The following is a 12,779-nucleotide window of genomic DNA, read 5'->3' on the forward strand; positions in this document are numbered from 1 at the left end:
AACAACTTGGGTACCTATGGAGAAAACCCCTGTATAAGTTGCAGGGGTTTTTCCTTATTGATTAGACATAAGAGACAAATTACGATACATAGGATAGAAGTGGAAATGGAAAATATGCTATTAGAGTTATGTAAAGGTCACAGGTAAGGAGGAGCGAAATGACAAATTTGAACCCTTCTATGCGGCTGAAAGTGAAAAGAGACACTTTTTTTCTACCTGATCCAAACAAAGGTGTGTATTTTAGAAATAATGTAAGTTCATTCCATATGAAAGGCAGTACGATAGATCAGTGGATTAATAAGCTGATACCAATGTTCAATGGGGAATACACATTGGGAAATTTGACAAACGGATTGCCTATTCCTCATCGAGATCGTGTGTATGAGATAGCAGAAGTGCTTTATAAAAATGGATTTGTTCGAGATGTAAGTCAAGACCGTCCGCATGATTTGACCGATCAGGTTCTTAAAAAGTATGCTTCTCAAATTGAATTTTTAGAAAATATAGGTGATTCAGGTGCGTACCGTTTTCAAACTTATCGTCAGGCTAAAGTATTAGCAATCGGCTCTGGCCCTTTTTTTGTCTCATTGGTCTCCTCATTGATTGAATCTGGACTGCCTAAGTTCCATATCCTGATAACAGACTCAGTACCGACCAATCGGCTGCGGTTAGAAGAATTGTTGGTACATGCCCGTAAAACGAATCCCGAGATAGCGATAGAGGAATTTATCGTGAACAAGGAGGGGAAAAGTTCTTGGCGAGAGATCGTGCAGTCGTTTGATTCAATTTTGTATGTGTCACAAGTTGGGGATGTAGAGGAACTGCGAGCTGTTCATAAGATTTGTAGGGAAGAGAAAAAGCTATTACTCCCTGCAATATTTCTGCACCAGGTGGGTCTGGCAGGTCCTCTAGTTCATCCAGATTCTGAAGGATGTTGGGAGTCTGCCTTTCGCAGCATACACCAATCCGTGTTTTGTAATGACGAGCAATTACACTGCTTCACATCCACAGCGGGAGCGATGTTGGCCAATATTATCGTGTTTGAATTGTTTAAAAACATAACTGGAGTTACTGAAACAGATCAGAAGAATCAATTCTTCCTGCTTGATCTGGATACGTTGGAAGGAAATTGGCATACGTTCATGCCTCATCCGCTAGTGACTGGGTCTGCAAAGGTTGAATGGGTTCAAGATATTTTGCAGCTCAAACGGAGTTTCAGCAAAGGGGAACCGAGCGGGTTACTTCTGTACTTTAGCCAGTTAACATCAGCGGAATCAGGTGTTTTTCATATTTTAGACGAAGGGGATTTAAAGCAGTTACCGTTAGCACAGTGCCGCGTTCAGGTAGTTGACCCTTTGTCTGAGGGACCTGCAGAGCTGTTACCGAGCATAGTTTGTACAGAACTGACTCACGAGGATGCACGGAAAGAAGCCGGATTATCTGGAATTGAAGCGTATGTGTCGCGAATAGCCGATGTACTCGTTACGTCTATTCCTCCACAACAGAAAGCAGAGACGTGGAATGTAGATTCTGGGGAATTTATTGGTGTAGGCGCGGGTGAAACAATGGCAGAAGGCGTTTGCCGTGGATTGCAAAAGTGTTTAACAGAGGAATTGAGCAAACAACTGGTCGATCAGAAGTATATTGTCTCTCGGGTGCAATTAATTGATGTAGAAGATGAACGTTGCCGGTATTATTTACAAGCACTAACCACGGTGCAGGGGGAACCGATCATCGCCTTAGGAAAGGAAGTGTCCGGTTTCCCTGTGATATGGGTCGGTACGAATAACCGCTGGTATGGGAGTGTAGGTTTAAATACAACTATGGCGTTGCAAAAAGCGTTACAACAGGCACTTATGAATAGAAAAAATCAAGCGACACAAGCGTTGGCATATTCGTCCTTGGATTTGATAGATAAGGTACCGCAAAGTCTTTTAATCCGTACGAGTGAAGAAATAACACAGTCCGAGGTATTGCAGTCCGCAATGCAAGTCTTGAAACGGAACCGCAAGCGACTCTTGCTATTTGAACTAGCCTTGGAACAATTTTTGAAAAAGGAACTAGTTGGTGTGTATGGAATGTTGCTACGAGAGGGTGAATCCCAGTGAGTGCTGCAGTAGTGGTTGTCGGAGAAGGAATGTTAGCTGACCAAGTGTGTGAAGAGTTGTCGGCCCAATACCTGGTAGTCCGTCAGATTGACTTCGGGAGAGGAGTATCTAAATCGACTGATTTAGTTCTAGTGTTGCACGATGCTTGGAATCCTTCTGTCCATCAAAAAGCTGAAGAGGTGTTACGTCCAACCGGTATTCGTTGGCTCCGAGGCTTCGTATCTTTTGGAGAAGGTGTAGTTGGGCCGCTAGTTTGCCCGGATAAAGAGGGGTGCTCCCAATGTGCGGATATGCGACAACTTATGGCCGGACGCGACCGTAAAGAGATGTGGGAAATGCAACAAGGGCTAGCTGAAGACGGAGGAATGTCGCGTGACGTGTGGGCAACGAGCAGTGGGCTTTTGCAGGTCGCAAGCATTCTTGGGGCGGAGGTACAGAGGATATTGCAAGGTGATGAGGTGCACTCAGAAGGACGGGTATGTTTCATCAATTTGAAAACACTGAAGAGTTCATGGCATTCCTTTCTGCCTGATCCGTTATGTGCGGTTTGCAATAAATTACCTGATGATTCACCGAATGCGGCCAGAATTTCACTAAAACCAAGTCCGAAAATGAATGACAGCTACCGATGCCGGTCGATGGACGATCTAAATAAAGTTTTAGTTAAGGACTATCTAGATCATCGGACGGGCATTTTGAATGGCAAAATGAATGACCTTATACCGCCTTTTGCTGATGTGATTGTAAATTTGCCGTTATTCTCAGGGGATGAGGGAGTGGCAGGAAGAACGCATTCATACGCGAAAAGCGAGTTAACTGCTATTTTAGAGGGCTTGGAGCGGTCCTGTGGTATGACACCACGTGGAAAGCGGACAGTGGTCTATGATAGTTACTGTAATCTAAAAGATCAAGCTCTTAATCCTATTAAAGTCGGAGTGCACGAGAAGGAAAAATATGCACGGCCTGAGTTTCCATTTCAACCATTTAACCCTGATCGCCCGATTAATTGGGTGTGGGGCTATTCGTTATTGCAAGAGCGTCCAATCTTGGTTCCTGAGCTGCTTGCTTATTACAGCTTGGGGTGCGGACCAGGATTTGTCTATGAAACTTCCAACGGATGCGCATTAGGAGGAAGTTTGGAGGAAGCCATTTTCTTCGGTATTTTGGAAGTGGTGGAACGAGATTCGTTCCTAATGACTTGGTACGCAGAGTTACCCCTACCGCGTCTTGATCCATATTCGGCTAACGATCAAGAATTGCAGATGATGATCGATCGTGTGCGGGCAGTTGGGGGATACGATCTACATTTTTATAACTCGACGATGGAGCACGGAATTCCAAGCGTTTGGGCGATAGCTAAAAACAGGAAGCAAAAGGGATTGAATATCATCTGTGCTGCCGGAGCTCATCTTGATCCAGTACTGGCGGTTAAAAGCACGGTTCACGAGTTGGCTGCCATGATGCTGACGCTTGATGAGAAATTAGAGTCGAACCAGGAAGAGTTTGTGCGAATGTTCCAAGATTCTTCTTTGGTACAGAAGATGGATGATCATGGGATGCTGTACGGCTTGCCGCAAGCGCAAGAACGCCTACAGTTTTTGCTTGATGATAATCGTCCGTTGCGATCGTTTGATGAGGAATTCAATTGGAAGTCGCCTCATAAAGATCTGACCGATGATTTACAGGACATTCTTCAGAAGTTTCGTCAATTGAACCTAGATGTGATAGTAGTTGATCAGTCCTCATCGGAAACGAAACGAAACGGACTGTATTGCGTGAAAGTGTTGATTCCGGGGATGTTGCCAATGACATTCGGGCATCACCTTACAAGAGTAACCGGGCTGGAGAGGGTGCTTCGGGTACCAATGGAACTGGGATATACAAAAAAAACACTGACATTCGATCAGCTCAATCAACATCCACATCCGTTTCCATAAGCGATAAGTAGGAGGGTAGGAGGATGGATCTCGAAGAATTTCTGCATAATCTACATTTTGATATTGACAAGGTAAGCCCGACGGATTGGGAAGTGGATTGGGAGGATGCGCCGCTTCCGTATAAGCTCTACCGTTCCTTGCCTGTTTTTCCTCTATCTCTGGAAGTACCATTGACGCTTGAAGAATGGGAGGCACCAAAACAGCCTAGCCTGCGGAGAATCAGTCATTTTCTCTGGTATGTATTTGGCCTTACACAATTTTCCCAGTCAGCTTTTCCCACCAGAGAACAAGTGCCGGAGATATCGCAGGCGTTTCGGCGCTTTGTTCCTTCTGGTGGGGCATTATATCCAAACGAATTGTACATGTACCTAAAAATGGAGGATTTGCCTGTTGGGGTATACCATTATGATGTGGCACACCATCGCTTGATATGCCTTAGAGAAGGTAATTTCGATTCGTATATAGCTCGGGCTCTTGGCAACCGTTGTGACGTGTCCGCTTGTTTTGGTACGGTTTTTGTGTCGACAATGTTTTGGAAAAATTTCTATAAATACAATAACTTTGCCTACCGTCTGCAGGGGTTAGATGCTGGCGTGCTGATTGGACAGTTATTGGAAGTAGCAAAAAGGTTCGGGTTTGCTTCGGGGGTGTACTTCCAATATTTAGATCGGGCGATTAACCATTTACTTGGACTAACCGATGAAGAGGAGAGTGTGTATGCAGTTATCCCGCTAACAGTGGAAACTACAAGTTGGTTTACTAGTGGGGGTGGCAGAAATGAGCTTGTTTCTGCGACTGAACTATGTCGAGAGCTGCAAACGATTCAACATAATCACTATGTCCGATCAAAGAGGATCAAAGAGCATCCAATGTTAACGAAAATGAATGAAGCGTCCATGTTAGAATCAACGCAATCGTTTAGGCAAATAAAGGTGAGGGAGAAGTGGAATGGTGAGAGTCACGTGGTAACTCTCCCTCACATGAAGCGGTTATCGTATGATCTGGCGGCGGTTTGTCAGAAGCGATTTTCACCAGACATGGATTTCATTTTTGGAAAGGTAAGTCAATCGCAGCTGGCCACACTGCTACAAGAAGCATTTTCAGCGTTCTTGTATCGAAATGATTTAGATGAAGCAAATAATAAGCACGTGTCCCGTGTCTCATTGTATGGGTGTTTGAATAATGTTGAAGGTATTCAGGACGGTGCATATCATTATGACAGCGCTGAACATACGTTACGACAGGTAGATCTCGGTGATCATCGACTCAGTTTGCAATACGGAATGTCTGCAGGAAATGTGAATTTGTACCAAGTACCGCTTTGCTTTCATGTAGCAGGGGATAAAGATCACTTCATATCGGAACTGGGGTACAGAGGATATCGCATTCAACAAATGGAAGCGGGAATGCTCGTACAACGATTACTATTAGTGGCGTCAGCTCTCGAGTTGGGAGGACACCCACTACTCGGATTTGATGCTGCATTATCTGATGAAATATACAAGATGGATAAGCATGTGGAAACCAGTCTAATCCAAATCCCGATCGGTCCCTACCGACCTCGACCATGGTTAAATGGGAGGTTGCAAAGCTAAGTAATGGGCAACTTATTTAACACTGTCTGATTCCTAATAGAGTATGAAACCACTCGGTTGAAAACTAAAGCAACGATTCCGCCCCATCAATAAAGATCTGACTACCAGTGATGTGACTGGAAGCATCGGACGCCAAAAACGACACAAGATCAGCAACCTGTTCCGGTGTTCCCGGTTTATTTTCCAATGGGTGGGAGCCCTCCGGATATTCAATCGGTATTTCTATTTTTTCAAGGTTTTCCTCATCCGGAAAAGTGTTTTTGTCTATGTTGGTTTCGATTGCACCTGGGCATATGACGTTGACCCGGATATGATATTTTGCCAGTTCAAGCGCAGCCATTTTCCCGAATGCCACCTGCCCGGCCTTGGAGGAGCTGTACGCGGACATTCCGAAGCCCCGAAAAGTTCTTGAGCCATTGATCGAGCTTGTAATGATGATGCTCCCGCCATGCTCTTTCATATGGGGAATGGCGAATTTTACTGTTAAGAAGGTACTCTTCAAATTTGTATGCAGCGTATTATCCCAATCCTCGGCACTCAGGTCTTCGATCGGAGCTATTTTTCCATTGATGCCGGCATTGGCGAATATGATATCAAGCCGACCCCAGCGGGAGAGCACTTGCTCGAAGGCTTTTTTCATTTCATTCGGATCGGACACATCAACTGTTACTACCAAAGCTTTTCCATCCAGTTGTTCGATTTCCTGTTTGACTTCATTTGCACTTTCTTCTTTTAAGTCAAAAAGTGCCACCCTGACCCCGCTTTTCGCAAAGCTGATTGCACTCGTCCTGCCCATTCCTGAAGAAGCTCCGGTGATAATAGCCACCTTCTCATTGTTCGCATCCATGTTATTCACCCTCCATATCTCGTTATTTCAATCATTTACCCAATTTCAGAAAAAAACACTCCTTTCAATTGGTCGCTGAATAGTTTGCCGAACCTCTATAACTATATTAAAATAAATATAAGAACTATTTTGACTAGATAGACATGTAAGCGTTTACGCAACATAGGGAACGAGGGGATGAAGAATGAGACAATTAGATGAAATGAAGAATAATAGTTTCCTGAAAGTGACGATGGAGGAATGGACAACCCAGGCTGAAAAAGCATTAAAGGGAAAGCCTGTTTCAAAACTGAATAGCCTTACATATGAAGGAATAACAAGAAAGCCGATTTATACAGAAGGGGACCTAGAAGGAATCAGTCCAATCGATAAAAACGGGAGTGCTGACTGGACAGTAAGTCAACAGTTGTACCCTGGAAAATCATTGGAGGAGATGAACAATCAGCTTCTTCAAGAGTTGCAAAATGGATTGCAGGCGATCCACTTCACTGTAAAACCAGCATTAAACTCAAATGCACTGGATATAACAAGCGTTGAAGCGCTGGAAACATTATTGAAAAATGTACCTGTCGAGGAGGTCCCGTTACAAGTTTACACCGGTTCAAGTGCAACTTCATTTATGAATCTATTAAAAGACAGCAGTATCGATAAGACTCATGTAGACGGAATTATTGGTGCAGATCCAATAGGGGAATTGGCCACAGCCGGTAGTCTTAGACAGCCATTGAAACAGATTTTTGATCAAATGAAAGCGACCATGGAGTGGAAAAAGCAAAGTGCAACAAGGGTAAAGACGATTTGGATACAAGCTGCCCCTTACCATAATGGCGGCGCAAGTTCAGTTGAGGAACTCGCAGCGACGATTGCAACTGCTGTCACTTATTTGAATGAGTTTATGGAAAGAGGCGCAACAGTTCAGGAAGCAGCATCAGAAATGGCATTCAGTTTCCCTGTCGGCAGCGACGTCTTTATGGAGGTTTCCAAGCTGCGTGCGGCAAGGCTTTTATGGGCCAACATCGTAGAAGCATTTGGCGGTGATGAAGAGGCACAGAAAATGACTTTGCATGCGACCACTTCGATATTCACCAAGTCGAATCTGGATCCTTATGTCAATATGCTTCGCACGACAACCGAAGCTTTCTCCGCTGCAATCGGGGGAGCAGAGAGCATCAATATTGACAGCTATCAGCTAGATGCTGATGTTTTCTCAAGAAGAATAGCAAGGAACACACACTATATTTTAAAAGAAGAAAGCTTTCTCTCAAAAGTGGTGGATCCTGCTGCAGGCTCTTATTATGTGGAAAAGCTTACCCATCAACTGGCGGAAGAAGCATGGAGGTTATTCCAGGAGATCGAAGGGATGGGAGGAATTGTGGCTGCATTGCAAACAGGCTTCCTTCAAGAAAAAGTAAAACAGGTGCGTGATAAGCGTTTGAAAGATGTGGAGAGCAGAAAAAAAGTACTTGTTGGAACGAATATGTATGCCAACTTAACCGAGCAAATTTCAAATAGAGAGCAGAAACACAATGCCGCACCAACAGAAAGTGCAGTGATTCAAGTGGACCCGATTACACCAATGACAATTTCACAGCCATTTGAAATCCTGCGCTACCAAGCAAAAGAATATACGGAAAAGACCGGTAAGAAACCGAGTATCACCATGATCAATCTTGGCAGTCTTGCGTCCCATAAACCAAGAACGGATTTTGCGGCAGGCTTTTTCCATGTTGGCGGGTTATCCACCATTTCAAGTCCGAGTTTTTCCAGCCTTCAAGAATTGGTAGCTTGGCTTATGAACGGACTCTCAACGGATTATGTATGTATATGTGGCAGTGATGACACGTATGAGAACATGCTGGATGATGTTTTAAGCCTTCTCAAAAACCATCCTGTCAAAATCCTTCTCGCAGGATTACCGGAAGCCGAGCGTCAAGCCAGCCTGAAAAAATTAGGGGTAACCGACTTTATTCATATGAAATCCAACTGTTATGAGCAACTGACTGTGATTCACCAAGAAATGGGGTTGACACCAAATGAAGCCTGATTTTACTACCAGACCGTTAAACAAGACCATCGGAGCAGCGGAAACTGACGCTCTGCACAAAGACACAATAGAAGATCTATTATACGAAACGAATGAAAAGATCAAGCTGAAAATGCATTATACAGCGGAAGATACAAAAGATGCCGATCACCTTGGCACTTTACCAGGGATGGCGCCTTACTTGCGCGGTCCTTACCCGACGATGTATGTGAACCGTCCCTGGACGATTCGCCAGTACGCCGGATTTTCCACAGCGGAAGAGAGCAATGCCTTTTACCGACGCAACCTGGAAATGGGTCAAAAAGGACTTTCCGTTGCGTTTGACCTTGCCACCCACCGGGGCTATGACTCGGATCATCCGAGGGTAGTCGGGGACGTTGGTAAAGCGGGTGTGGCCATCGATTCCATTCTGGATATGAAGATTCTTTTTGATGAAATTCCGCTTGATAAGATGTCAGTTTCGATGACAATGAACGGCGCGGTTCTTCCAATCATGGCCTTTTACATCGTGACGGCAGAGGAACAGGGTGTCAGCCAGGAGAAGCTTTCCGGTACAATCCAGAATGATATTTTAAAAGAATACATGGTGCGTAACACATATATTTATCCACCGGAAATGTCCATGCGGATTATCGGGGATATTTTTGCCTACACATCCAAGCATATGCCGAAGTTTAATAGTATCAGTATTTCGGGATATCATATGCAGGAGGCGGGGGCGCCGGCGGATATCGAGCTCGCCTATACGCTTGCAGATGGTCTCGAGTATGTACGTACAGGTCTTGAGGCAGGCATTGATATTGATGCATTTGCACCAAGGCTGTCATTCTTCTGGGCAATCGGTATGAACTTCTTCATGGAAGTGGCCAAGATGCGTGCCGCCCGTTTCATCTGGGCAAAAATGATGAAGGAATTTGGTCCGAAAAATGAAAAGTCGATGGCATTGCGGACACACTCCCAGACATCCGGCTGGAGCTTGACCGAGCAGGATCCGTTCAATAACGTGACGCGTACATGCATCGAGGCACTGGCTGCAGCGAACGGTCATACACAATCCTTGCATACCAACGCATTGGACGAAGCGATTGCCCTGCCGACGGACTTTTCAGCACGAATTGCCCGTAATACGCAGCTGTATCTACAGGAGGAAACGGACATCACAAAGGTCATCGATCCATGGGCAGGATCCTATTATGTGGAGTCACTGACGAATGAATTGATTGAAAAGGCCTGGAAGCATATCGAGGAAATCGAAGAGCTTGGCGGAATGGCCAAGGCAATTGAAACCGGACTTCCAAAAATGAGAATCGAGGAAGCATCGGCACGCCGCCAAGCAAAAATCGATTCCGGCAAAGAAGCGATCATCGGCGTGAACAAGTTCCGCTTGGATAAAGAGGATAGAGAAATAGAAGTGCTCGATATCAATAATGAAGAGGTCCGCAAAAAGCAGTTAGAACGATTGCAGAACCTGCGGGAAAATCGTGATGATGCAAAAGTTCAAGAAGCTTTGGAGGCTTTGACTCATGCAGCGCAGACCGGGTACGGTAATCTGTTGGAGCTCGCCGTAAATGCAGCAAGAGTGCGGGCAAGCCTTGGAGAGATCTCGGATGCGATTGAAAAGGTGGCAAACCGTCATCGAGCGGTCATCCGTTCGATCAGCGGGGTGTACAGCAGCGAATTTTCCAATGAGGATGAGATGAAAATCGTGAAGGATAAAATTGAGGAATTTTACGAATTAGAGGGAAGAAGACCGAGGATCATGATTGCGAAGATGGGGCAGGACGGCCATGACAGAGGGGCGAAAGTCATCGCGACTGCATTTGCCGATTTAGGCTTTGACGTTGATATCGGGCCGCTTTTCCAGACACCGGAGGAAACGGCATTACAGGCAGTGGAAAATGATGTGCATGTTATCGGATTCAGCTCGCTTGCTGCCGGACATAAGACATTATTGCCACAGCTTGTGGACGAATTGAAAAAATTGAATCGTGAGGACATTATTGTGGTGATTGGCGGGGTCATCCCGTTTCAGGATTATGAATTCCTATACAGTAAGGGTGCCTCCGCTATTTTTGGACCGGGAACAGTGATTCCTCGCGCAGCTGAAAAGGTCCTTGAGGAAATTTACGACCGCCTTGGCTACGAGGATGTGGAAGCCTCCAATGACTAAAAAAAAGAAAAAGGTGCTTCGCAAACAGGAACGAAGCACCGAGGAAATCGTCTCAGGAGTGAAAGCCGGCATCCGTTCGGACCTTGCCCAGGCGATTACGCTCGTGGAAAGCAATGCAGCACGCCATTTCAGCAAAAGTCAAGATATTCTACAAGAGCTTATGCCTGACACCGGCAAGTCTGTCAGGATCGGGATCAGTGGTGTGCCAGGTGCCGGAAAAAGTACCTTCATTGAAGCTTTTGGCCTGTACTTGTGCAGCCTTGGAAAAAAGGTGGCTGTTCTCGCGGTCGATCCGAGCAGCACGCGCACTGGTGGCAGTATTCTCGGGGACAAAACAAGAATGGAGCAGCTTGCAAGACACCCGCAGGCCTTCATTCGTCCTTCTCCATCAAGTGGGACACTCGGAGGCGTGCATCGTAAAACGCGGGAGAGCATTCTTCTCTGTGAAGCGGCCGGCTTCGATGTCATCCTTGTGGAAACAGTTGGGGTGGGACAGAGTGAAGCGATTGTCAGGGACATGGTCGACTTTTTCCTTTTGCTTGTTTTGACAGGAGCGGGAGATGAGCTTCAAGGAATGAAGAAAGGCATCATGGAGCTTGTCGATGCGATTGTGGTCAATAAAGCGGATGGAGAGAATGCAGCCAAAGCCAGGAAGACGGCAGAAGAGTACAAACAGATCCTTCATTTTCTTCAGCCTGCAACAGAGGGATGGGAGACAAAGGCTTTCACCTGTTCGGCGCTCTATGATATCGGCATAGTCCAGACGTGGAACACCATCATTGAATTTCTGGAAACAACTACAGCATCAGGAGAATTTGATAAAAGAAGAAACGAGCAGAAGAAGACATGGCTTTACACCTCGGTAAAAAGGCAGCTTGAGATGATGTTTTTCCAGAACAATGAAGTGAAGAAACAGCTTCCGGTGATGGAAGAGGAAATCCAGGAGGACCGGATATCGGTGTCTGCAGCGGTCAAACAGTTGATGGAAATCTATAAAAAAGGCCAATAAAAAAAGGAAAGCGGGTCATCACTTTCCTTCATCTAGGGAGTATAGGGGTATGGATATCTAGATGTTATTTTTATAATACCCGTTCCTCCAAAGATTAAACTTGCTTTTTATTTTATTTATTTGAAAAAAATTGGTATGATAGGATTAGTAAAATAAGAGGTGATACAACATGAACATGGATTTCAATTTATTTATGAATGATGTAGTCCGTCAGGCAAGAGAAGAGATGGATGCAGCTGGCTACGAACAATTAAGAACAGTTGAAGATGTGGAAGAGGCATTTGCTCGCAAGGGAACAACACTTGTGATGGTGAACTCCGTCTGTGGTTGTGCAGGTGGTATCGCAAGACCAGCAGCGACACATGCTGTCCATTATGATAAGCGCCCCACAAACCTTGTAACGGTATTTGCCGGGCAGGATAAAGAGGCAACAGAAAAAGCACGTGAATACTTCGAAGGCTATCCGCCATCCTCTCCATCTTTTGCTCTATTAAAAGACGGAAAGATCATCACGATGGTTGAAAGACACGAAATCGAAGGACATGCACCAATGTCCGTCATTTCCAAGCTTCAAGGATACTTCGACGAGCATTGTGAAGAATTGTAATCAGACCATCCGAACCGCAGCTGAAAGAATAGCTGCGGTTTATTTTTTTATCAAATTATCTGAAACTTCCTACAATTCCCATCGTATACCTATTATGATGACATGGTTAGGGGGATGGGAAAGTGAAAAAGTATTTTATTAGAGTTTTAGTAGTCTTGGCTGTCGAGCTGGGAATCCTTTTTGGCATCTCGTTTTTCTTTGACTTTAATCTGCTTAGCACGATGTTTTTCGGTTCCGTTTCTTTTGTACTTCTTGCATTCATTCTTGGTTCAACAGGGGACGTCTTCTCGAAAAATTCGCAGGTTGCAGTGTTTGACTCGCTGGCAGGCAGCTATCAGCCGAAACACGAGAAAATGACATTAAGGGTCGGACCGGTTATGGTGGGATCCATTTTGTGTGTGCTCGTGTATTTTGGGATGTCGTTTTTTATGTCATGATCGAAAGATAGAGATAACGAAAAAA

General features: G+C 45.1%; 9 protein-coding genes. 8 read left to right on the plus strand and 1 reads right to left on the minus strand.

The annotated features are described in order from the left end of the window. Positions 1–158: 158 nt before the first annotated feature. Genes ABN702_RS05285 through ABN702_RS05295 form a run of 3 tightly spaced genes read left to right on the plus strand, consistent with a single transcriptional unit; the run spans position 159 to position 5,640 of the window. The gene (locus tag ABN702_RS05285; RefSeq protein ID WP_417899700.1) at positions 159–2,108 is read left to right on the plus strand and encodes a putative thiazole-containing bacteriocin maturation protein; all 1,950 of its coding nucleotides are present in this window, start codon (positions 159–161) and stop codon (positions 2,106–2,108) included. Further along, positions 2,105–4,045: a TOMM precursor leader peptide-binding protein gene (locus ABN702_RS05290; RefSeq protein WP_417899701.1), complete on the plus strand. Its 1,941-nt coding sequence runs from the start codon at positions 2,105–2,107 to the stop codon at positions 4,043–4,045. Before ABN702_RS05285 ends, ABN702_RS05290 begins: the two co-directional genes overlap by 4 nt. A 23-nt stretch (positions 4,046–4,068) precedes the next feature. Then, the gene (locus ABN702_RS05295; protein ID WP_417899702.1) at positions 4,069–5,640 is read left to right on the plus strand and encodes a SagB family peptide dehydrogenase; all 1,572 of its coding nucleotides are present in this window, start codon (positions 4,069–4,071) and stop codon (positions 5,638–5,640) included. Between the two features lie 64 nt (positions 5,641–5,704). Here the strand turns inward: ABN702_RS05295 and ABN702_RS05300 are convergent, their stop codons facing one another. Beyond that, positions 5,705–6,487 (minus strand): SDR family oxidoreductase, encoded by a 783-nt coding sequence (locus ABN702_RS05300; RefSeq protein WP_417899703.1) that lies wholly within the window; start codon positions 6,485–6,487, stop codon positions 5,705–5,707. A gap of 184 nt (positions 6,488–6,671) precedes the next feature. On the opposite strand from ABN702_RS05300, the gene ABN702_RS05305 reads away from it, so the two are divergent. The 5 genes from ABN702_RS05305 (at position 6,672) to ABN702_RS05325 (ending at position 12,754) form a co-directional block, all read left to right on the plus strand. Further along, positions 6,672–8,531 carry a methylmalonyl-CoA mutase family protein gene (locus ABN702_RS05305; RefSeq protein ID WP_417899704.1) on the plus strand — a complete coding sequence of 620 codons (1,860 nt, stop codon included), beginning with the start codon at positions 6,672–6,674 and terminating at the stop codon, positions 8,529–8,531. Then, a complete protein-coding gene (gene scpA / locus ABN702_RS05310; RefSeq protein WP_417899705.1) occupies positions 8,521–10,701 on the plus strand; it encodes a methylmalonyl-CoA mutase in 2,181 nt (726 codons plus the stop codon). Before ABN702_RS05305 ends, scpA begins: the two co-directional genes overlap by 11 nt. Beyond that, complete coding sequence (gene meaB / locus ABN702_RS05315) at positions 10,694–11,710, plus strand: methylmalonyl Co-A mutase-associated GTPase MeaB (protein ID WP_417899706.1); 1,017 nt, start codon at positions 10,694–10,696, stop codon at positions 11,708–11,710. Before scpA ends, meaB begins: the two co-directional genes overlap by 8 nt. A gap of 169 nt (positions 11,711–11,879) precedes the next feature. Next, entirely contained in the window at positions 11,880–12,317 is a 438-nt protein-coding gene (locus tag ABN702_RS05320; protein WP_417899707.1) for a BrxA/BrxB family bacilliredoxin, read from the plus strand. A gap of 122 nt (positions 12,318–12,439) precedes the next feature. Then, a complete protein-coding gene (locus tag ABN702_RS05325) occupies positions 12,440–12,754 on the plus strand; it encodes a hypothetical protein (RefSeq protein ID WP_417899708.1) in 315 nt (104 codons plus the stop codon). The last annotated feature ends 25 nt before the right edge of the window (positions 12,755–12,779 follow it).

It is taken from the genome of Bacillus haimaensis (assembly GCF_048270625.1).
Taxonomy (GTDB): domain Bacteria; phylum Bacillota; class Bacilli; order Bacillales; family Bacillaceae_I; genus Sutcliffiella_A; species Sutcliffiella_A haimaensis.